Source organism: Rhizobium sp. B21/90 (assembly GCF_019355815.1).
Taxonomy (GTDB): domain Bacteria; phylum Pseudomonadota; class Alphaproteobacteria; order Rhizobiales; family Rhizobiaceae; genus Rhizobium; species Rhizobium rhododendri.
The window spans coordinates 2,607,658-2,628,227 of sequence record NZ_CP072162.1 but is presented as its reverse complement, the minus strand read 5'-3'; the positions used below and the strand labels follow the sequence as shown (position 1 = coordinate 2,628,227).

17 protein-coding genes and 2 tRNA genes are annotated in these 20,570 nt (G+C 60.8%); 15 read left to right on the top strand and 4 right to left on the bottom strand.

Annotated elements, in window-relative coordinates:
* Positions 1 to 51: 51 nt before the first annotated feature.
* Together J5278_RS12575 and J5278_RS12570 are read right to left on the bottom strand one after the other, a co-directional pair.
* Positions 52 to 1,296 (bottom strand): cytochrome P450, encoded by a 1,245-nt coding sequence (locus tag J5278_RS12575; RefSeq protein ID WP_209187386.1) that lies wholly within the window; start codon positions 1,294 to 1,296, stop codon positions 52 to 54.
* A gap of 58 nt (positions 1,297 to 1,354) precedes the next feature.
* The gene (locus J5278_RS12570) at positions 1,355 to 2,608 is read right to left on the bottom strand and encodes a GGDEF domain-containing protein (protein ID WP_209183480.1); all 1,254 of its coding nucleotides are present in this window, start codon (positions 2,606 to 2,608) and stop codon (positions 1,355 to 1,357) included.
* A 374-nt stretch (positions 2,609 to 2,982) separates the two neighbouring features.
* Between J5278_RS12570 and clpP the strand changes: the two genes are divergently transcribed.
* The 4 genes from clpP to J5278_RS12550 all read left to right on the top strand — a co-directional run bounded on the left by clpP (position 2,983) and on the right by J5278_RS12550 (position 8,509).
* Positions 2,983 to 3,615, top strand: a complete 633-nt coding sequence (clpP, locus tag J5278_RS12565; RefSeq protein WP_111220561.1) for an ATP-dependent Clp endopeptidase proteolytic subunit ClpP — start codon at positions 2,983 to 2,985, stop codon at positions 3,613 to 3,615.
* A 303-nt stretch (positions 3,616 to 3,918) separates the two neighbouring features.
* Entirely contained in the window at positions 3,919 to 5,196 is a 1,278-nt protein-coding gene (gene clpX, locus J5278_RS12560; protein WP_111220562.1) for an ATP-dependent Clp protease ATP-binding subunit ClpX, read from the top strand.
* A 410-nt stretch (positions 5,197 to 5,606) separates the two neighbouring features.
* On the top strand, positions 5,607 to 8,027 hold the full coding sequence (lon, locus tag J5278_RS12555; RefSeq protein WP_209183482.1) for an endopeptidase La: 2,421 nt from the start codon (positions 5,607 to 5,609) through the stop codon (positions 8,025 to 8,027).
* Between the two features lie 206 nt (positions 8,028 to 8,233).
* Complete coding sequence (locus tag J5278_RS12550; RefSeq protein WP_111220564.1) at positions 8,234 to 8,509, top strand: HU family DNA-binding protein; 276 nt, start codon at positions 8,234 to 8,236, stop codon at positions 8,507 to 8,509.
* A gap of 82 nt (positions 8,510 to 8,591) precedes the next feature.
* Here the strand turns inward: J5278_RS12550 and J5278_RS12545 are convergent, their stop codons facing one another.
* The gene (locus tag J5278_RS12545) at positions 8,592 to 9,578 is read right to left on the bottom strand and encodes an aldo/keto reductase (RefSeq protein ID WP_209183484.1); all 987 of its coding nucleotides are present in this window, start codon (positions 9,576 to 9,578) and stop codon (positions 8,592 to 8,594) included.
* 209 nt (positions 9,579 to 9,787) lie between these two features.
* On the opposite strand from J5278_RS12545, the gene J5278_RS12540 reads away from it, so the two are divergent.
* From J5278_RS12540 to J5278_RS12530, 3 genes are all read left to right on the top strand, one after another.
* The gene (locus J5278_RS12540) at positions 9,788 to 10,657 is read left to right on the top strand and encodes an aldose 1-epimerase family protein (RefSeq protein WP_209183488.1); all 870 of its coding nucleotides are present in this window, start codon (positions 9,788 to 9,790) and stop codon (positions 10,655 to 10,657) included.
* 121 nt (positions 10,658 to 10,778) lie between these two features.
* The gene (locus J5278_RS12535) at positions 10,779 to 12,023 is read left to right on the top strand and encodes a DNA repair exonuclease (protein ID WP_209183490.1); all 1,245 of its coding nucleotides are present in this window, start codon (positions 10,779 to 10,781) and stop codon (positions 12,021 to 12,023) included.
* A 3-nt stretch (positions 12,024 to 12,026) separates the two neighbouring features.
* Positions 12,027 to 15,476 carry a YhaN family protein gene (locus J5278_RS12530; RefSeq protein ID WP_209183492.1) on the top strand — a complete coding sequence of 1,150 codons (3,450 nt, stop codon included), beginning with the start codon at positions 12,027 to 12,029 and terminating at the stop codon, positions 15,474 to 15,476.
* Between the two features lie 2 nt (positions 15,477 to 15,478).
* On the opposite strand, the gene J5278_RS12525 is transcribed toward J5278_RS12530, so the two are convergent.
* Entirely contained in the window at positions 15,479 to 15,982 is a 504-nt protein-coding gene (locus J5278_RS12525) for a DUF3833 family protein (RefSeq protein ID WP_142829486.1), read from the bottom strand.
* Positions 15,983 to 16,386: 404 nt separating this feature from the next.
* Between J5278_RS12525 and J5278_RS12520 the strand changes: the two genes are divergently transcribed.
* The 8 genes from J5278_RS12520 (at position 16,387) to J5278_RS12485 (ending at position 20,554) form a co-directional block, all read left to right on the top strand.
* A tRNA-Asp gene (locus tag J5278_RS12520) sits at positions 16,387 to 16,463 on the top strand.
* Between the two features lie 76 nt (positions 16,464 to 16,539).
* Positions 16,540 to 16,616, top strand: a tRNA-Asp gene (locus J5278_RS12515).
* Between the two features lie 376 nt (positions 16,617 to 16,992).
* Positions 16,993 to 17,358, top strand: coding sequence for an NADH-quinone oxidoreductase subunit A (locus J5278_RS12510; protein ID WP_111220802.1), 366 nt, complete (start codon positions 16,993 to 16,995; stop codon positions 17,356 to 17,358).
* The gene (locus J5278_RS12505; RefSeq protein ID WP_142829058.1) at positions 17,349 to 17,933 is read left to right on the top strand and encodes an NADH-quinone oxidoreductase subunit B family protein; all 585 of its coding nucleotides are present in this window, start codon (positions 17,349 to 17,351) and stop codon (positions 17,931 to 17,933) included. Before J5278_RS12510 ends, J5278_RS12505 begins: the two co-directional genes overlap by 10 nt.
* 18 nt (positions 17,934 to 17,951) lie before the next feature.
* The gene (locus J5278_RS12500; RefSeq protein ID WP_209183498.1) at positions 17,952 to 18,569 is read left to right on the top strand and encodes an NADH-quinone oxidoreductase subunit C; all 618 of its coding nucleotides are present in this window, start codon (positions 17,952 to 17,954) and stop codon (positions 18,567 to 18,569) included.
* Positions 18,570 to 18,668: 99 nt separating this feature from the next.
* The gene (locus tag J5278_RS12495) at positions 18,669 to 18,995 is read left to right on the top strand and encodes a four helix bundle protein (RefSeq protein ID WP_209183500.1); all 327 of its coding nucleotides are present in this window, start codon (positions 18,669 to 18,671) and stop codon (positions 18,993 to 18,995) included.
* A gap of 66 nt (positions 18,996 to 19,061) precedes the next feature.
* Positions 19,062 to 20,252 carry an NADH-quinone oxidoreductase subunit D gene (locus tag J5278_RS12490; protein ID WP_142829055.1) on the top strand — a complete coding sequence of 397 codons (1,191 nt, stop codon included), beginning with the start codon at positions 19,062 to 19,064 and terminating at the stop codon, positions 20,250 to 20,252.
* Positions 20,252 to 20,554 carry a hypothetical protein gene (locus tag J5278_RS12485; RefSeq protein WP_209183502.1) on the top strand — a complete coding sequence of 101 codons (303 nt, stop codon included), beginning with the start codon at positions 20,252 to 20,254 and terminating at the stop codon, positions 20,552 to 20,554. The genes J5278_RS12490 and J5278_RS12485 overlap by 1 nt, the downstream gene beginning before the upstream one ends.
* Positions 20,555 to 20,570: the final 16 nt, after the last annotated feature.

Sequence of the window (20,570 nt, the reverse complement as noted above, 5' to 3'; positions counted from 1 at the left end):
CTCAAACGTCCAAGATTCAGGTCAACTTCTCAAAAATTATAGCTTGTTTTACTACCAGCGCAAATCCAGCCGCTCCAGCCCATGGAAATGGTAGACGTCCTTGACCACCGGCGTCTTTGCCAGCCGCAATCCCGGCAGCCGCTCGAACAGTATCGGCAGTGCGATATTAAGCTCGAGGCGGGCAAGCGGTGCACCGATGCAGAAATGGATACCGGCGCCGAAGGAGAGGTTGGGCGCTTCGCGGCGGTCGGGCTTGAATGTCAGCGGGTCGGAGAACTTTTTCGGGTCAAGGTTGGCGGCAGCAAGGATCATTGCCACCTTCTCGCCGCGCTGGAAGGTGACGCCATCGATGTCGACAGTCTCCAGTGCCCAGCGCTGGAAGATGTGCACCGGCGCGCAGAGCCTGAGTGTTTCCTCGACCGTGCGCTCGGTCGCGGCTTCGTCGGCAAACAGCGTCTTCGGGGACAGCCCGCTTTCGAGGATGACGCGAACCGAATTGCCGATCTGGTGGACGGTTGCCTCGTGGCCGGCGTTGAGCAACACGATCGTCGTCGACACCAGTTCCTCGTCGGTGAGATACTGGCCTTTATGCTCGGTGGTGATCATGTGGCTCAGCAGGTCGTCGCGAGGCTCCACGCGCCGCTCCCGGATCACCGATCTGACATAGTCGGCAAATTCCTTTGCGGCCGTGTCTGCGGCATCCTCGTCGGCACGCGTCCTGCCGAACATGTACATCCGCACATAGGCATGCGACCACTTCAGCAGCTGCGGCCCCATCTCGTCGGGAATGCCGATCATCCGGGCGATCATCGTCACCGGAATGATATCGGCAAAAGCCGTGAGCAACTCGACTTCGCCGTTCCTTGCAAAATTGTCGATCAGCCGGTTTGCCAGTTCTGCAATTTCCGGCTTCATCTTCTCGACGTGGCGCGACACGAAGGCCCGGTTGATCAGCGTCCGCAGTCGCGTGTGCTCCGGCGGCTCTATCTCCAGCAGCGAATGCAGCTCGGCGGCATCGAAGTTGCGCAGATGGGGCAGCGGTTCGGCAAGGCCAATCTCGGCCCGGCTGGCGACGTGCAGGATCTGGCGGCCGAAGCGACGGTCCCGCAAAAGAGCGTTCACGTGGTCGTACCCGGTGACCGTCCAGAGCTTCTGCTCCTCCCAGTAGAAGGTCGGACACTGCTCGTGCAGCGCCGCGTAGACGGCATTCGGGTTGCCGTAGAATGCGGGATCTTTGCCATCGAGGGAAACGTGGCGGGTGGCAGGATCGATATGGAGCATGGGAGGGATCTTCATGATACTGGCATTAGCCCAAACCGGCCGGCCCGGGAAGCGTGTCGGAGCCCCTTTTATACTAGCTTCGCGCCAGCGTGCCGATCCGTTGCAGCGCCTGGATCTGGTCGTCGACCGTCGGCACCAGTTCGCCGGCTTCCTGTTCGCTGGACGCATTATTTGCGCTTTCGGTAGCAGCCTCGCTGAATACCACCGTGCAATTGCGTCCTGCTCGCTTGGCAGCGTAAAGCGCCCGGTCCGCAGCCCCGGTGAGCTTGTCCCAGTCTGCAGCCTCGGCAGTCGCAAGTGCCACGCCGACGCTGACGCTGGCACTGACGGCAGCACCCTCGATCTGCAATGGCGCACGGCAAAATTCGCTGCGGATCGTTTCCGCCACTGCTTCGGCTTCCGTCTGATCTGTCACGGTGATGAAAGCCATGAATTCCTCGCCGCCCATTCGACCCAGGGCACCGCCGCGTGGAAGGCACTTTCGCGTGATGGTGACGAATTCGCAAAGCACCTGGTCGCCTGTCTGGTGGCCATAGCGATCGTTGATGCTCTTGAAGTGATCGAGATCGAACAGAAGGGCGGCAATCCGCCGAGACGGCGATGTCGTCTCGCGTCTCAGAAGCCCGAAGAATTCAAGCAACCCGCGCCGGTTGAAGGCCGAGGTCAGCGAATCGTTCAGCGACAATGCGCGCCAGCGGCGCTGCGACCGCTGGACCAGCACATGGCCGGTCAGCACGACACCGATCGTGATCAGCAAAGCATTCACGAGTACCGTGACGGTGCGGTAGGTGAGGGCGGCCTCTGGCGAGGGGCGGAAAATGACTGCCGAGAGTGCGATGACGAAGCAAAGGGAGGCGAGTGTCATCAGGACGAAAGCCAGCGGCATGCGGGCCGCCTCGGGACGGCTGGTTGCTGGACGGACGGCCGCCGCAAGGAGGGTTGCGCTGGCAGCACTTGCCAGCAGGAAAAGGACAACGCGGTTGGCGAGATCGTCATGCACCCAGGGAAGACTGATGCCGATCAGCCAGATGGCCGGCGGCAACAGCGCAGTCCACTCCGGCCGGCGTTTGTCGAACAGGCTGAAGCCGGCGATCCAGGCGCTCTGGCCGAGGAAGGTGAGTACGTTGCCGAGATCGATTGTGAGAATATTAGGCATCAGGCCCTGGAGGCTGATCAGCACATAGCCGACGGCGCGCAAGGCGAAGCCCACCGACCAGAGCAGGTAGAAGGACGATCTGCGGTCGCTGCGCCAGGCGAAGAACAAGACGACGGCAAGCGTCGTCGCTTCCGAACACCAGATCGTCAATCCCGTCGTGATATTGAACACAGGCTGCGCAACTCCATCTCGCGCAGCACCATGCCGCAAGAAACTGGCCAGCCGGTTAACGTGGACCTCAAATAACGCCCATCGCTCGTCAAATCGCGGCACGGTTGCGTCAATACGGAGGGCCGCGATCAAACATTCATCGTTTCTTCACTCTGCCATGTCGAAAAGCTGTGAGCGCCCTCTGGCGTAACGCCGCATTAATAGCCATCTGTGACAAACAGCCGTAACTGCAGCGTGAACTTCATTCGCATCCGCTTCTTGACGTTATCCTCTGGCGCGTCTTGAAGTACAGGGCGGTGACACTCTATGTAGGGGTGACGATTTTATTCGATTCCCGGTATTTCGCCGCCGGGCAAGTTTGACAGAGGACGCACATGAGAAATCCAGTCGATACCGCAATGGCTCTGGTCCCCATGGTTGTGGAGCAGACCAATCGGGGCGAACGGTCCTACGACATTTATTCGCGCCTTCTGAAAGAGCGCATCATCTTCATGACGGGTCAGGTCGAAGATCACATGGCGACGCTTGTCTGCGCGCAGCTGTTGTTCCTTGAGGCTGAGAACCCGAAGAAGGAGATTGCGATCTATATCAATTCTCCGGGCGGCGTCGTGACTGCCGGCATGGCCATCTATGACACCATGCAGTTCATCAAGCCGGCCGTATCGACCCTGTGCATCGGTCAGGCGGCCTCGATGGGCTCGCTGCTGCTGGCGGCCGGGCATAAGGACATGCGCTTCACCACGCCGAATTCCCGCATCATGGTTCACCAGCCCTCCGGCGGTTTCCAAGGGCAGGCATCGGACATCGAGCGCCACGCCCGCGACATCATCAAGATGAAGCGCCGCCTGAACGAGATCTATGAAAAGCATTGCGGCCGCACCTATGAGGAAGTCGAGCAGACACTCGATCGCGACCACTTCATGACCGCCGAAGAGGCAAAGGACTGGGGTCTGGTCGACAAAGTCCTGACGTCGCGCGCCGAAATGGAATCAGACGCCGAAGCGTGATTATTCGCGGGGCGGTGTCTTCTAAGCCACAGTTCTATCCCATTTGTGATCAACGAGGGGGTTTCAACTGCGGTAGAAGAAGCTAATAGTAGGCTTTAACGCTATGTTTTGATTTTATGACATAGCGTTCGGATTCGACGGGGAATTCGTTGCCGCCGTGGCCCGTGCAGTGTGCGGACCACGTTCAGTACCCCTAGGAGCGCCTGAACCGGCTAAGCTCCAGTCCATGGAGTGGCGCAGGCGAGCGCAGAGAGTGGACCGCCATTTCGATTTGGAAATGCGGCGTGCTGGAAGGAAAGTGATATGAGCAAAGTCAGCGGCAGCAACGGCGGTGACTCCAAGAACACCCTGTATTGTTCTTTCTGCGGCAAGAGCCAGCACGAAGTCCGGAAGCTTATCGCCGGACCGACCGTCTTCATCTGCGATGAATGCGTCGAGTTGTGCATGGACATCATCCGCGAGGAAAACAAATCCTCGATGGTCAAGTCCCGCGACGGCGTTCCCACGCCCCAGGACATCATCAAGGTCCTCGATGAATACGTGATCGGCCAGCGCCAGGCAAAGAAGATCCTTTCGGTCGCCGTCCACAACCATTACAAGCGTCTGGCGCATTCTTCGAAGAATGGCGACATCGAATTGGCGAAGTCGAACATCCTGCTCGTTGGCCCGACCGGTTGCGGCAAGACCTACCTTGCCCAGACGCTCGCCCGGATCATCGACGTGCCCTTCACCATGGCCGATGCCACGACGCTGACGGAAGCCGGCTATGTCGGTGAAGACGTCGAAAACATCATCCTGAAGCTTCTGCAGGCTGCCGACTACAACGTCGAGCGCGCCCAGCGCGGCATCGTCTATATCGACGAAGTCGACAAGATCTCGCGCAAGTCCGACAACCCCTCGATCACCCGCGATGTCTCAGGCGAGGGCGTGCAGCAGGCGCTGCTGAAGATCATGGAAGGCACAGTCGCTTCCGTGCCTCCCCAGGGCGGTCGCAAGCATCCCCAGCAGGAGTTCCTGCAGGTCGACACGACCAACATCCTGTTCATCTGCGGCGGTGCGTTTGCCGGTCTCGACAAGATCATCTCTGCGCGTGGCGAGAAGACGTCTATCGGCTTCGGTGCTTCCGTCAAGTCGCAGGACGATCGTCGCGTCGGTGAAGTGCTCCGCGAACTCGAGCCGGAAGACCTGGTCAAGTTCGGCCTGATCCCGGAATTCATCGGCCGCCTGCCTGTCTTGGCGACGCTGGAAGACCTAGACGCCGATGCCCTGATCCAGATCCTGTCCGAGCCTAAGAACGCGCTGGTGAAGCAGTATCAGCGGCTGTTCGAGATGGAAGACGTGGAACTCAACTTCCACGAGGACGCTCTTCGCGAAATCGCCCGCCGGGCAATCACGCGAAAGACCGGCGCTCGTGGCCTGCGGTCGATCATGGAGAAGATCCTTCTCGACACGATGTTCGATCTGCCGGCACTCGAAGGTGTTCGCGAAGTTGTGATTTCGGACGAAGTCGTGCGAGGCTCCGCTCGGCCGTTGTACATCTATGCTGATCGGCCCGATGAGAAGGCCAATGTGTCGGCCTGATGTCTGACGCAATAGTGTAGCAATCTTGAGGGGCTCGTCGATGACGAGCCTCTTTCTGTTTGAAATACCATGCAGTTTGCTGTTAGACTTTCGAATATGGTGGTCACTGATCCGGCGTAGCCGTTGCACTTGAGATCACCGGCGGCCATGATGGCGTGATTCTTCGAGCGTTCTCGCATCAGCCATTCCGTTCCGTACCGGTGGACATGGCAGGGAGGCGAGGCGCCGGACGAGCCCGATTTGTTTTGCGTTGATCGTTGTAATAAGCCTGTCACATCTGCCACGGCCGGCAGGCGGCATGGCTTGAAATTGCCAAGGTGAAACTCCACTTCTACATCAAGTGAGAGAGGCCGGCGCACTGAATACTGCCGGCGCTTATCCCGGAAACGGGACGATGGAAAGGAATTGAAATGTCGAAGAAAACGTCTGCTGCACACGAGAGCACCGCCTATCCGGTACTTCCGTTGCGCGATATCGTGGTCTTCCCGCACATGATCGTGCCGCTGTTCGTCGGTCGCGAAAAGTCGATCCGCGCTCTGGAAGAAGTCATGGGTTCCGACAAGCAGATCATGCTCGTCACCCAGATCAATGCCAGCGACGACGACCCCGCGCCGGAAGCCATTCATAAGATCGGTACGATCGCCAACGTGCTGCAGCTGCTGAAGTTGCCAGACGGAACCGTCAAGGTTCTCGTCGAAGGCCGCTCGCGCGCCGAGATTGATAACTACACCAATCGCGAAGACTTCTACGAGGCCATGGGCCACGCTCTCGAAGAGCCGGTCGAAGATCAGGTAGAGCTTGAAGCGCTGAGCCGCTCGGTCGTTTCCGAGTTCGAAAGCTACGTGAAGCTCAACAAGAAGATCTCCCCGGAAGTCGTTGGCGCGGCTAGCCAGATCGAGGATTACTCGAAGCTGGCCGACACCGTTGCCTCGCATCTTTCGATCAAGATCACCGAAAAGCAGGAGATGCTGGAAACCACCAGCGTCAAAGGTCGCCTCGAAAAGGCGCTCGGCTTCATGGAAGGCGAGATTTCGGTCCTGCAGGTCGAAAAGCGTATCCGCTCGCGCGTCAAGCGCCAGATGGAGAAGACCCAGCGCGAGTACTATCTGAACGAACAGATGAAGGCGATCCAGAAGGAACTCGGCGACGGCGAGGAAGGCCGCGACGAGATGGCCGAGCTGGAAGAGCGCATCAACAAGACCAAGCTTTCCAAGGAAGGCAGGGAAAAGGCCGATGCCGAGCTGAAGAAGCTGCGGCAGATGAGCCCGATGTCGGCGGAAGCCACCGTCGTGCGCAACTATCTCGACTGGCTGCTTGGTATTCCGTGGAACAAGAAGTCCAAGGTCAAGACCGATCTCGCCGCTGCCGAGAAGATCCTTGAGGACGACCACTTCGGTCTCGACAAGGTCAAGGAGCGCATCGTCGAATATCTCGCCGTGCAAGCGCGTTCGTCGAAGCTGAAGGGCCCGATCCTGTGCCTCGTCGGTCCTCCCGGCGTCGGCAAGACATCGCTTGCCCAGTCGATCGCCAAGGCGACCGGCCGCGAGTATGTCCGTATGGCACTCGGCGGCGTGCGCGACGAGGCCGAGATCCGCGGTCACCGCCGCACCTACATCGGCTCGATGCCCGGCAAGGTCATCCAGTCGATGAAGAAGGCCAAGAAGTCCAACCCGCTCTTCCTGCTCGACGAAATCGACAAGATGGGCCAGGATTTCCGTGGCGATCCCTCTTCCGCCCTGCTGGAGGTGCTCGATCCGGCGCAGAACGGCACATTCCAGGACCACTATCTGGAAGTCGAATACGATCTTTCGGACGTGATGTTCATCACCACGGCCAATACGCTGAACATCCCTGCACCTTTGATGGACCGCATGGAAGTGATCCGTATTGCCGGCTACACCGAGGATGAAAAGCGCGAAATTGCCAAGCGGCACCTGCTGCCGAAGGCTATCAAGGAACATGCGTTGCAGCCGCACGAATTCTCGGTCAGCGACGATGCCCTGATGGCGATCAGCCAGCAGTACACCCGCGAGGCCGGCGTCCGCAGCTTCGAGCGTGAATTGATGAAGCTCGCCCGCAAGGCGGTCACCGAGATCATCAAGGGCAAGGCAACCTCTGTTGCCGTGACCGCAGACAATATCGACCAGTATCTGGGCGTTCCCCGGTTCCGCCATGGTGAAGCCGAGCGCGAGGATCAGGTTGGCGTTGTGACCGGTCTGGCATGGACGGAAGTCGGTGGCGAGTTGCTGACGATTGAAGGCGTGATGATGCCGGGCAAGGGCCGCATGACGGTCACCGGCAATCTGAAGGAAGTGATGAAGGAATCGATCTCGGCAGCGGCGTCCTACGTCCGTTCGCGAGCCGTCGATTTCGGTATCGAGCCGCCGCGCTTCGACAAGTCGGACATCCACGTCCACGTTCCGGAAGCGGCAACGCCGAAGGACGGTCCGTCTGCAGGCGTCGCTATGGCCACCGCCATCGTGTCGATCATGACCGGCATCCCCGTCAACAAGGATGTGGCCATGACCGGTGAGATCACGCTGCGCGGTCGCGTTCTGCCGATTGGCGGCCTGAAGGAAAAGCTGCTCGCTGCCCTTCGCGGCGGTATCAAGACGGTGCTTATCCCGGAAGAAAACGCCAAGGACCTGGCGGAGATCCCGGACAACGTCAAGAACGGCATGGAGATCATTCCGGTGTCGCGCATGGGCGAGGTGATCAAGCATGCGCTGATCCGCCAGCCTGTGGCTATCGAGTGGGATGGATCGATCGAAACGCCGCTAATTGCGACCGTCGAAGGCGTCGATGACTTCGGCAATGCGATTGCGCATTGATGTTGGCTTTTGCCATACTTGTGCCGAATTGACATAATTCACCAAAAAGGCCGGCTTAATCGCCGGCCTTTTCTGTGAAAACAACGCAGGAATGCTTGCTTTTCCTTGCTTTGCAGGGCTTTTGGGTTGCGACGGGCCAGAGCTTACGTATTCTGCGCCCGGCTTAAACGATTGAGTCGTTTCATACCGAAGAAAGGGTTGGAAACATGAACAAGAATGAACTCGTGTCTGCTGTGTCCGAGAAAGCCGGCATCACCAAGGCTGATGCAGCATCCGCTGTTGACGCTGTTTTTGAGGTTGTGCAGGGCGCACTGAAGAGCGGTGGCGACGTTCGTCTCGCCGGTTTCGGTAGCTTCACCGTTTCTCACCGTGCAGCGTCCAAGGGTCGTAACCCGTCGACCGGCGCTGAAGTCGACATTCCGGCTCGCAACGTGCCGAAGTTCACGCCCGGCAAGGGCCTGAAGGAATCCGTTAACAGCTGATTTCGCTTTGCCGGCCGGATCACGGCGATCCATGCTGGCGGCGCTTATAAGAGGGTCCGGTTTTTGCCGGACCCTTTTTCGTTTACCAGCGCTGATGCACGTGCGGTGCGACGAGCCTGTCGTAGACGTCGCGCGTGGCCGCCATGACATCGGCCGATAGCGGCGCCAGATCGGCTGCGGCGGCATTTGCCTTCGCCTGCTCGCCGTTTCTAGCCCCCGGAATGACCACCGTCACGGCGTCGCTCATGAGGATCCAGCGCAGTGCGAAGGCCGCCATGGTCGTCCCCTCCGGCACCAGCTTGCGGACCTCCTCTACGGCCTGCAGCCCGACTTCGAACGGCACGCCGGCAAAGGTCTCGCCGACATCGAAGGCCTCGCCGTTGCGGTTGAACTTGCGGTGGTCGTCGTCAGCGAATGCCGTGGCGGAGTTGATCTTGCCGGAGAGCAGGCCGCTTGCCAGCGGCACGCGGGCGATGACGGCAACATTCCGGCGTCGTGCCTCTGCGAAAAACAGGTCGGACGGACGCTGGCGGAAAATGTTGTAGATGATCTGGATGCTGACGACGCCCGGGAATTCGATAGCCTTCAGCGCTTCTTCGACCTTTTCGACGCTGACGCCATATCCCTTGATCTTGCCCGCCGTCTGCATCTCGCTCAGAGCCTCGAAAACCTCAGGCCGATAGAGGACTTCCGTCGGCGGGCAATGGAGTTGCACCAGATCGAGGCTGTCGACGCCAAGGTTCTTCAGGCTCCGGTCGACAAAGGCCTCGATGTTGGCCTTGGTGTAGCCGTCTGCGACATGTGGATCGAGCCGCCGGCCGGCCTTGGTGGCGACCATCGGCCGCTCGCCGCCACGTGTCTTCAGCACTTCGGCGATGATTTTTTCCGAGCGACCGTCGCCATAGACGTCGGCAGTATCGATGAAGCTCATGCCGGCATCGAGCGCTGCGTTTAATGCGGCCCGCCCATCGGCCTCGCTGACGTCGCCCCAGGCGCCGCCGATCTGCCAGGCGCCGAAACCGACGTCGCTGACGATGAATGGTGTGCGTCCAAATGGATGGTATCTCATGGTATTCCTCCTCCGGTGGATGGGTGTCGGCGTAGCAGGCGGCTTCGTGTGCAGCAAGCGGATCTCGTGTACGACCGAGACGCAGATAGAGGCGGGGTGCGGCGCGGCAACCAACGTCGTGGTCGGCGCCGGTAAATTCGTCTCCTCGCTGGAAATCCCGAGGTCGCCCCGGTAAGCTCCATCTCGACTCGAAGTCATGAGTATCCGCCATGCCGACGCCCATTCGCCTCTCCAACGAATTCCTCACCGTCGACATTTCGTCTCTCGGCGCTGAAATGCAGGCACTGACATCAGACGATGGGCGTTCCTATCTCTGGAATGGCGATGCCGCGTTCTGGACCGGTCGCTCGCCGATCCTGTTTCCCATCGTCGGCAGGGCTCCTGACGACCAGCTGACGATCGATGGCAAGACCTATCCCATGGGGCAGCACGGCTTTGCCCGGCGCAGCGAGTTTGTCCTCGCAGCATCGACCGCGACCATGAGCCGGCACGAACTTGCAGCCTCGGCAGAAACGCGGGCGGTATACCCCTTTGAATTCCGGCTCGCCGTCGAGCATCGGATCGCGGGGCGGGCGGTGACGGTTTCTGCCGAAGTCAGTAATCTCGGCAACACGCCGATGCCGTTCGGCCTTGGCTTCCACTCAGCCTTCGTCTGGCCGCTGCCGGGATGCGAAGGGCAGCCACACGGCGTTACCCTCGATAATGGCGCCGAACCGGCGCTGGTGAGGCTCCAGGGCGGTCTCGTAAAGCCCGGCACCCTTCCATCGCCGTTCAAGGCCGGCCATCTGCAGCTCGATCATGCAATGTTCGATGCGGATGCGATGATCTTTCCGGAGGGTGCAGGGCAGGGGCTTACCTATGGCGCGGAGGGCGGGCCACATCTTCGTTTCGCTTTCGAAAATCTCCCGAACCTCGCGCTGTGGTCCAAACCCGGTGCCCCGTTCCTGTGCGTCGAACCCTGGCATGGCACGGCAGCGAAGATCGATGGCTCGAAGGAACTGGCCGACAGGCCATACTCAGAGATCCTCGCCCCTGCGGCAACCGCACGCTTTTCGTTGACTGTCGAAATCCCGGCATAGGCAGCGTGCCGGCGGCAAGCCGTTAACGCTGGATAACCCCGGGACGAGCGACCTGTCGCCATAGCATTCGCTGCCGAAGACGCTTAAAAAAGGTGCTCGACGCCTTTGCTGTCTGGAGAGCATGTCCTCATTCACCTTTATCCACGCCGCCGACCTCCATCTTGGCAGTCCCTTCCAGGGGCTGGCACTGAAGGATGCCGACATTGCAGCTGTGTTCGTCGATGCCAGCCGCAAGGCCTTCTCGACGCTGGTCGATCGAGCGGTCGAGCGCAGGGTGGATTTCTTCGTCATCGCCGGTGACGTCTACGACGGCGACTGGAAGGACAACAAGATCGGGTTGTTCTTCAACCGCGAGATGGCGCGGCTGGAGCGGGCTGGTATCCCCGTCTATCTGCTGAAGGGCAACCACGACGCCGAAAGTGTCATCACCCGGACGATCACGCTGCCCGATAACGTCCACCAGTTTCCGACTGGCAAACCCGGCACGTTCAAGCTGGAGGCCCTGAAAGTCGCGCTGCACGGGCAGGGCTTTGCCGACCGCTCGGCGACCGACAACCTGGCGCTCGGCTATCCGGCCGCGGTCCCCGGCTGGTTCAACATCGGCGTGCTGCACACCTCGCTGACCGGCCGCGAGCCGCATGCCAACTATGCCCCCTGTTCGCTCGACGACCTGCGCTCGCGCGGTTACGACTACTGGGCGCTCGGCCATGTTCACGAATACGAGTTGCTGGCTGAAAACCCGGCGATCCTGTTTCCCGGCAACCTGCAGGGACGAAGCATCCGCGAATGCGGCCCAAAGGGCGCGCTGCTGGTGAGTGTCGAGGATGGTATCGTCACCCACACCCGGATCATCGTCGACGAGGCACGCTTCGGCGAACTCGCCGTCCTTGTCGATGTCGATGACGATCAGCAGGCGATCCTGCGTCGTATCCAGCAGGCAGTCGAGCCGCTGGTCGAGGCTATGGAGGAACGCATCCTGGCTCTACGCATCCGGCTTTCCGGCGAAAGCCACGTCCGCAAGGCGATCATTGCCCGCCGCCGGGATTTTCACGATGAAGTACAGGCAGCCTGCCATCGTGCGCACGCCGACATCTGGCTGGAGAAGCTTGAGATCAGGCTTGAGGATCCGGCAGGTCGCGCTGTCACCGCCAGCGCGACTGCCGGGCTGGACCTGGACGCCTTGATCCCGCCGGCGTCAGACTTGCCGCCGGCCGTGATCTCGGAGGCTGAGGCCCGTCTATCGGAAATCGTCGCCAAGCTGCCGGGCGGTCTCGGCGCCCAGGAACAGCCGCTGGACGTCGATCTGCAATCGCTGCTGGCCGAAGCCCGCGACCTGCTGGTTGCCCGGTCCGGAGGGGCGGTCTAGCCGATGCGTTTCAAGAGCCTGGAAATCCTGCGTTACGGCGCACTCACAGACCGCACCCTGAAATTCCGGCCGGACGCGCGGCTGCACATCATCTACGGGCCCAATGAGGCCGGAAAGTCGTCGGCTCTGGCTGCGATTTCCGATTTGATGTTCGGTTTCCCGACGGCTGCCGAGTACAGTTTCCTGCACGAGGCCAACACATTGCGGGTCGGCGCCGAAATTGTCAGCCAAGGCGGCCAGAGCCTTGCCTTCCGCCGCCGTCGTGGCCGCAAGAACACGCTGCTGTCGGCAGACGCCGCGGAAACCGCATTGCCGGAGGATGCGCTTGCAGCCTTTATCGGGAGTCTCAACCGCGATGTTTTCGAGCGTGCCTTCGGGCTGAATTCCGATCGCCTGCGCCTTGGTGCTGCCGCGATGCTGAAAGGTGGCGGCGAGATCGGCAGCCTGCTGTTTTCGGCGGCCTCCGGTCTGCTCGGCCTGACGCAGCTGAAGCAGTCGCTGGAGAATGAGGCCGATCTCATCTTCGGGCCGCGAAAATCCAAGGATCGGTCGTTCTACCAAGTGCTCGAGCGCCATGACGAGGCCAAGCGCGCCGAGCGGGACAGCGAGCTGAAATCCGGCGACTGGAAACGGCTTTTGGCCGATGCTGCCGATATCGAGGCCCAGCTGGCAGCGCTTCAGGCGGAGCGACAGGAGACCAGGCACACCCTCGATCGCCTCACCATGCTGAAAACGCTGGAGCCGGTGCTGGCGGAAATCGATGCGGAGCAGGATCGGCTAGCCGAGTTCGTCGACCTTGCCGCCCTGCCGCAGGCTTTTGCAACGGAGCTGGCGCAAGCGCTGGCGCGTCGTCAGGCGGTAGAGGCTGCGATCCGCGTTGCCGATGCCGAGATGGGCCGCATTGCCGACGACATCAGCGCCACCCCTGTAGATGAGGCGATACGGGCAGCGGCGCCGGCGATCATGGCCCGCTACGCCGAGACAGCCGATTATCGTTCCAAGACCAAGGACATGCAGCGCGTATCGGGCGAGATCGATGAGTTCGACGCCCGTCTGGTGCAGTTCGCCCGCAGGCTTGGCCTCAGCGATGTGGCCGAGGTCGAACGCGTTCAGCCAAGCGACGCGGAACTCGCGCGCATCCGCAGGCTCACCAGCGAGGGCATGGCCCTGCAGCGCGATCATTCGGATGTCGGCCAGAGACTGGCCGAGGCGCGTGACCAGTTGCGGCGCCTTGAGGAGACGGCGGCGAGCGGCAGGCTCATCGACCCCAAGCCCTATCAGGAGCAGATGACCGTTCTGCAGCCCGATCTGTCTGAACTGTCGCGTCTGGATGCCGTTGCTGTTCAGGTGGAGCGTCTGGAGAGAGACCTCGAGGCGGCCACCGCCCGAATGTCGCCTGCGATAGACGACCTCGAGCGGCTGCTGTCCGTTCCCCTGCCGGATATCGCAGCACTCGCCAAGCAGGGCGACACCCTGGCAGAGGCCGAGGCCGATAGCCGCGATGCTGCCAACCGACTGGCGGCGCTGGAGAACGAGGCCAGCGAGATCGTCGCAAAGATCGCCGGTATGCAGCACGAGGGCTCGATCGTCACCCGCGAAGAGATCGCCGAGGCGCGCATCCTGAGAGACGGGGTTTGGCAATCCTTCGCTGCCGCACCGAAATCTACCAAGGATAATGCAGAAGTGGTGTCGCAAGCCATCCGCGAAGCCGACAGGTTGGCCGACCTGGCGCTGGCCAACGCCGACCGTGTCTCGCGTCACACGCAGCTCCGTCTGCGGCAGGCCGAACTCGACCCGCAACTGGAGGCCGCACGGTCCGAGAGCTTTACCAAAGACAAGGCGCTCGAGGCTGCGCGTAAAACATACCGGCAGCTGTTCGAGCCGGCCGGTGTCAAACCGTTGTCGCCGGACCGCATGATCGACTGGCGCCGCGCCGTCGACGCTCTCTCCAGGCAGCGTGAAACCCTCGACGACATCAGGGACGAACTGGCTGAACTGAAACGCAAGGAAGCGCGGCTCGGACCGGTGCTTGCAGACCTCGCCGATGCGACCGGATACAGCGCCGCCGCCTCCCTTGCGCCATCGGCGCTGGCTCGTGGCCTGTCGCGACACATCGAGACGATAGCCGAGCGCTGGACCGATAGCCGGTCGCTCGAGGGCAAGCGCGCTGCGGCGCGGGAAAACATCGCCAGTCTCGAACAGCGCCAGTCGGATATCAACGTCTCCATCGCCAAATTCGAGGCAGCCTTTGCCAACGCCGCGCTGGCGATAGGGCTACCGGAAGGCACCACCGTCGATATGGCGGAGGCGGCGATCGAGATATGGAAGTCGCTGCCGGAAACGCTGACGGAGCGGGAAAACCGCCGCCGCCGCGTCCGTGGCATGCAGCGCGATACGACAGCCTTCGAGCACGCCGTACGGGATCTCGTGAACGCCATCGCGCCGGACCTGAAGCCGCTGGCGCCCGATGCCGCCGCAGAAGCGCTGCACGAGCGGGCCGTGTCGGCCAATGCCGGCGACCAGCGCCGCGCGGCTCTGGAAAAGGCCCGCCAGCAGGCCGGGTTACGGCTGGCACGATGCCGGTCGGATCTGGAGGAGGTCGAGGCCGAACTCGCCGCACTTTCAATACAGGTGCCGGGTGAGCATGACCTCGATGCGCTTCTGGCGCGGCTTGAGGAGCGCCGCCGCCTGCAAAGCCGGCTCGCTGAAAGCCGGGCGCGATTTGCACTGCAGGCAAACGGACAGGATGAGGCACATGTCCGGGCCGGCCTATCGGGTTTCGACCGGGTTGTAGCGGAGCTCGAAATCGAGCAGCTGGCTGCCCGAGACCAGACCCAGCTGAGCCGGTTTGCGGACTTGAACGTGCGGCTCGCGGAAAACCAGCGGCAACGCCAGCTGCTCGAGAACGGTGCGGGCGCGGAATTGGCCGTCTTCCAGAAAAACGCGGCGGAGGCGGAGGCCAAGGCGCTCGCCCGCGAATGGCTGGTCCTCAAGCTGGCATCGAGCCTGCTGGCGTCATCCATGGAAACCTACCGAGAGCGGCAGGCAGATCCTGTGATGCGCCGGGCAGGGGAGTTGTTCTCTGTGCTGACCGGTGGCCGTTTTTCGCGCCTGGTGCAGCTGTACGACGACAGGGACGAGCTGCAGCTGCAGGCGGAGCGGACGGGTGGCGAGAAAGTGCCGCTCGACGGCCTCAGCGAAGGCACCGGCGACCAGCTGTACCTTGCTCTGCGGCTTGCCTTCCTCGAGGACTATTCAGCGCGCAACGAGCCAGCGCCGCTGATTGTCGACGACATTTTCCAGACGTTCGACGATGATCGCACCGCATCGGGCCTCAAAGCTCTCTGCGGTACGGCTGATCGGTTCCAGACGATTCTCTTCACCCATGAAATGAGTGTCGTCGATATCGCCACCCGCGAGATCGGCAAGGAGCTCGATCTCATCAGGCTTTAGGCTCAGGGGCGCGTGAAGACCACATGCGTGCGCGCAACGGGGAAGCCATATTTCGTTACCCAGGCGTTGTTGATCATGCTGCCATCCGGTTGGACGACCATCGAATCATGGAACCGGACGATGTTGGGTTTGCCCTTCGGTTCGAGGTTGACCAGGTACGTGAATCTCGCGGTCTGGCCGGTAATCTTCACCTCGGTGTCGCCGACCACATCCTCTCGCGTACCGCGATAAGTGTTGGGTCCGGTGCGCGTGAAGCGCCAGGTCTTGCGGTCGGTCTCGCCGTCCGCATAGCGAAAGTCCTCGCGCAGGGAAAAATGCTTGCCCGACGATGTGCCCGTAAGCTTGACCTTGAAATCGCGGCTGACGCCGTTGATTGCGCCAAAATGCCCGGTCGCCACGGTGTGCCCCGCAAAGTACTGTTCAAGCCGCAGATCGGCGGCGGATGCTCCGGCCACGCCCACCAGCTGCAGCAGGGCGGCGGCGATAAGGGTTCGTCCAAAACGCATCTATTCTCTCCCGTGATTGCCGGCGTCACCCGTTGGCACGCCGTTGCAAGACATACGCCGGCATCCCGGGCATGGATCATAGCAAGGGCTCCGCACACGAGGTGCCGCGAGCCTGCGGGGAGGGCTGTATTCGAACCAACCAATGCGGCGAGCACGAATCGGCTCCGGATTTCGGCCGAGGGCAAAGGCAACGCTGCTTCGGGCTCGATGGTTTTGGCGGCAAACGGCGGCTCCAACGTGCTTTGCGGGAAGCCCCGGATGGTCATCCAAAACAAATCACCGGCGGTCATGGAATTGTCTTCAAAGCTGCTTGACACCAAAAGGCGAACCTCGTAGTTAGCCGCTCATCGAACGGCGAGCCGCTCGGTTGGATACGCAAGTGTCCGGAATGCTTGAAATGAATTGCGGGTGTAGCTCAGTTGGTTAGAGTGCCGGCCTGTCACGCCGGAGGTCGCGGGTTCGAGCCCCGTCACTCGCGCCATTTCAAGTTAAGCAGATCTTCTGAAGATCGCCTTTCCGGTTGTTTGGGGTCACGGCTTTAGGGCCACATAATATGCGCGGGTGTAGCTCAGTTGGTTAGAGTGCCGGCCTGTCACGCCGGAGGTCGCGGGTTCGAGCCCCGTCACTCGCGCCATTAGCCAACGCTGATGACCCCTCCCAGAAAACCTTCGAAAGTGCGGCATAGTGGCATCGAAGCCATGCGGTTTCTCCTGCTACGTGATCCGATGTCTGGTCGCGCAAGACATTGCAGCTTCCGATAAGTCGTTATTTTCAATGATAATTCAGTAGCCTGCCGACCTGTGCTGCCCCGTCGTTTGCTCTGTCTGCGCGCATAGGTATTATGCTTTGCAGCCGACGTGTCCTGACGCGCGTCCAAATCCCCCGTCAAAGCTCTTGCACCGGCGCGTCGCCTGCGCTAACCACGGCGTGTTGCAATGCTCTTTCGCTTGCTGGGCAATCGCCCCGAGGTGCCGCCCCGGCGCTTCCCCCCGCAGGCAGGGATGGACACCATGACTGGACTTCTGAGCGCCTATATTCCGATCGCAATCTTCATCGGAATTGCCCTGATCATCGGCCTTGCGCTGCTGGTCACGCCTTTTGCCGTCGCCTTCAAGGCACCGGATCCGGAAAAGCTTTCGGCCTTCGAATGCGGCTTCAACGCCTTCGACGATGCCCGCATGAAATTCGACATTCGCTTCTACCTTGTGTCGATTCTCTTTATCATCTTCGATCTGGAAGTTGCCTTCCTGTTTCCGTGGGCAGTGTCGTTCTCATCGATCGGCTGGTTCGGGCTGTGGTCCATGATGGTATTTCTCGGCGTGCTGACCATCGGATTCGTCTATGAATGGAAAAAGGGAGCCCTGGAATGGGAGTAGGCAATAGCAACGCGACGCTGATCGCGCCGCAGCCGAAGGGCCTTGTCGATCCGTCGACCGGCCGTCCCATCGGCAGCAACGATCCGTTTTTCGGCGAAGTTAACAACGAGCTGGCCGACAAGGGCTTCTTGACGACAACCACCGACAACCTCATCACCTGGGCTCGTACCGGCTCGCTGATGTGGATGCAGTTCGGGCTCGCCTGCTGCGCCGTGGAAGGCCTGATGCAGGTCTCCGGTCCACGCTACGACATGGAGCGCTTCGGTGTTGCACCGCGCGCCTCTCCGCGCCAGTCCGACGTGATGATCGTGGCGGGCACGCTCACCAACAAGATGGCCCCGGCGCTCCGCAAGGTCTACGACCAGATGCCTGAGCCGCGCTATGTGATCTCGATGGGATCCTGCGCCAATGGTGGCGGCTACTACCACTATTCCTACTCGGTCGTGCGCGGCTGCGACCGCGTCGTGCCTGTCGATATCTACGTCCCGGGCTGTCCTCCCACGGCAGAAGCGCTCCTCTACGGCGTGCTCCTGCTGCAGAAAAAGATCCGCCGCACCGGCACGATCGAACGCTAGATCGAGGGACAAAGTATAATGACTGAAGCCCTGAGCGAACTTGCAGCCTACATCGGCGAAGCGCGCGGTACGCTGGTTTCCTCGTCGGAGATCAAGTTCGGCGAACTGACGCTCGTAACCGATGCAGACAACATCGTTGCGCTCCTGACATTTCTGCGCGACGATCCGAAATGTGCGTTCATCGCGCTCACCGATATCTGCGGCGTAGACTGGCCACAGAGGCCGGAGCGTTTCGACGTGGTTTACCACCTTATGTCGCCGACGAAGAACCTGCGCATCCGCATCAAGCTCGTCACGACGGAAGACCGTGCCGTTCCGTCCGCCGGCGGTGTATTTCGCGGTGCAGACTGGTTCGAGCGCGAGGCATGGGACCTGTTCGGGATCACCTTCTCCGGCCACACGGACCTTCGCCGTATCCTGACCGACTACGGTTTCGAGGGCCATCCGCTGCGCAAGGATTTCCCGACAACCGGCTTCGTCGAAGTACGCTACGATGATCTGGCCAAGCGGGTCGTCTACGAGTCGGTGGAACTGAAACAGGAATTTCGCAATTTCGACTTCCTCAGCCCCTGGGAAGGCACGGACTACGTCCTCCCGCCCGTGGTGCTGCCGGGTGACGAGAAGGCGAAGCAGTAGGCAGTAGGTTAGGCTTTGGGGAATAGGCAGTAGGCAATAGTGGGGGAGACTGCGACGGCGATTAACTCTTATCAGGATCTGATAGTGTGGAAGCGCTCGATGGATATTGCAGTTGACTGCTACAGCCTGACCAAGACTTTTCCCAAAGACGAAATCTACGGCCTCGTTTCGCAGATAAGACGTTCCGCGGCCTCTGTTGCGGCGAATATTGCCGAAGGTTACGGACGAGAAACGACGGGCGCGTACGTTCATCATCTGAAGATCGCGCAGGGTTCGCTGAAGGAATTGGAAACGCATCTCATACTGTGTTCACGCGTGGGATTGATTGAGGCGCATCAACTTGAAACGGCGCTTTCCACAAGTGAAGAAATCGGAAAAATGCTTCGCTCTCTCGTGCGGCGCCTGCAGGAGGTACGGAGCAAATGAAGGCTAAGACTGAACCGACTGCCTATTGCCTAATGGCTAATGCCTGCAGGAGCGGAGCGACGAGCAATGACTGAACACAACGTCCGTAATTTCACGATCAACTTCGGTCCGGAGCATCCGTCTGCGCATGGCGTGCTGCGTCTGGTGCTGGAGCTGGATGGGGAGATTGTCGAGCGCGTCGATCCGCATATCGGCCTGCTGCATCGTGGCACCGAGAAATTGATCGAGACCAAGACCTATCTGCAGGCTGTGCCCTATTTCGATCGGCTGGACTACGTTGCGCCGATGAACCAGGAGCACGCCTTTGCGCTCGGCGTCGAAAAGCTGCTTGGCCTCGAGATACCCATTCGCGGGCAGTTGATTCGTGTGCTCTATTCGGAAATCGGCCGCATCCTGTCGCACATCATGAACGTCACGACACAGGCGATGGACGTGGGTGCCATGACGCCGCCGGTCTGGGGCTTCGAAGAGCGCGAAAAGCTGATGATCTTCTACGAGCGCGCTTGCGGCGCTCGGTTACACGCAGCCTATTTCCGTCCGGGCGGCGTCCATCAGGACATTCCACCGGAGCTCGTCGAAGACATAGGCAAGTGGTGCGATCCCTTCCTGAAGATCCTCGATGACATCGAAGGTCTGCTCACCGGCAACCGCATTTTCAAGCAGCGCAACGTCGATATCGGCGTAGTGAAGCTGGAAGACGCCTGGAACATGGGCTTTTCCGGCGTCATGATCCGTGGCTCCGGTGCCAAGTGGGACCTGCGTCGCTCGCAGCCCTACGAATGCTATTCCGATCTCGAATTCGACATCGCCATCGGCAAGAACGGCGATTGCTTCGACCGCTACCTGATACGCATGGAAGAGATGCGCCAGTCGGTGCGGATCATGAAGCAGTGCGTCGACCGTCTTCTCGGCGTCGCCAAGACCGGTCCTGTGTCGTCGCTGGACGGCAAGGTCGTGCCGCCGAAGCGCGGCGACATGAAGCGCTCGATGGAAGGCCTCATCCACCATTTCAAGCTCTACACCGAGGGCTACCACGTGCCGGCCGGCGAAGTTTATGCGGCCGTCGAGGCGCCGAAGGGCGAGTTCGGCGTCTACCTGGTGGCTGATGGATCTAACAAGCCATACCGCTGCAAGATCCGTGCTCCGGGCTTCGTTCACTTGCAGGCAATGGATTTCCTCTGCCGTGGGCACCAGCTGGCCGACGTCACCGCAGTTCTCGGGTCGCTCGACATCGTCTTCGGCGAGGTCGACCGCTGATGCAGCGTCTTCCCCTCGTCATTGCCGCTTTGATGTTTGCGTCGGCTGCCTCTGCGCAGCAGACGACGACCAAGCTTGGCTCGATGGGGCAGGTGGTGGGCAAGCCGATTACCGGCGACAGCACCGGCTCGGGAGCAGCCTCTGGCGAGCAGACCATGGCAGAGCTTCTGAACAAGGGTTATGATATCAAGGCCGCCGTGCCGAATGGCGGCAAGTTCATCGTATTTATGCAGAAAGACCAGTCGGCCTATGCCTGCGAGTTCCAGTCCCTGACGGGCGCGCGGTGTGGTTCCATAAACTGAGATAAGGCGTGAAAGT

Bases quoted from the DNA above. Each gene is read 5' to 3' on its own strand.
- J5278_RS12485 (WP_209183502.1), top strand. From the start codon at position 20,252: ATGCAGCGTCTTCCCCTCGTCATTGCCGCTTTGATGTTTGCGTCGGCT.
- J5278_RS12540 (WP_209183488.1), top strand. From the start codon at position 9,788: ATGCCGACGCCCATTCGCCTCTCCAACGAATTCCTCACCGTCGACATT.
- J5278_RS12530 (WP_209183492.1), top strand. From the start codon at position 12,027: ATGCGTTTCAAGAGCCTGGAAATCCTGCGTTACGGCGCACTCACAGAC.
- J5278_RS12510 (WP_111220802.1), top strand. From the start codon at position 16,993: ATGACTGGACTTCTGAGCGCCTATATTCCGATCGCAATCTTCATCGGA.
- J5278_RS12490 (WP_142829055.1), top strand. From the start codon at position 19,062: ATGACTGAACACAACGTCCGTAATTTCACGATCAACTTCGGTCCGGAG.
- J5278_RS12575 (WP_209187386.1), bottom strand. From the start codon at position 1,296: ATGAAGATCCCTCCCATGCTCCATATCGATCCTGCCACCCGCCACGTT.
- J5278_RS12550 (WP_111220564.1), top strand. From the start codon at position 8,234: ATGAACAAGAATGAACTCGTGTCTGCTGTGTCCGAGAAAGCCGGCATC.
- J5278_RS12505 (WP_142829058.1), top strand. From the start codon at position 17,349: ATGGGAGTAGGCAATAGCAACGCGACGCTGATCGCGCCGCAGCCGAAG.
- clpP (WP_111220561.1), top strand. From the start codon at position 2,983: ATGAGAAATCCAGTCGATACCGCAATGGCTCTGGTCCCCATGGTTGTG.
- clpX (WP_111220562.1), top strand. From the start codon at position 3,919: ATGAGCAAAGTCAGCGGCAGCAACGGCGGTGACTCCAAGAACACCCTG.
- lon (WP_209183482.1), top strand. From the start codon at position 5,607: ATGTCGAAGAAAACGTCTGCTGCACACGAGAGCACCGCCTATCCGGTA.
- J5278_RS12495 (WP_209183500.1), top strand. From the start codon at position 18,669: ATGGATATTGCAGTTGACTGCTACAGCCTGACCAAGACTTTTCCCAAA.
- J5278_RS12500 (WP_209183498.1), top strand. From the start codon at position 17,952: ATGACTGAAGCCCTGAGCGAACTTGCAGCCTACATCGGCGAAGCGCGC.
- J5278_RS12525 (WP_142829486.1), bottom strand. From the start codon at position 15,982: ATGCGTTTTGGACGAACCCTTATCGCCGCCGCCCTGCTGCAGCTGGTG.
- J5278_RS12535 (WP_209183490.1), top strand. From the start codon at position 10,779: ATGTCCTCATTCACCTTTATCCACGCCGCCGACCTCCATCTTGGCAGT.
- J5278_RS12545 (WP_209183484.1), bottom strand. From the start codon at position 9,578: ATGAGATACCATCCATTTGGACGCACACCATTCATCGTCAGCGACGTC.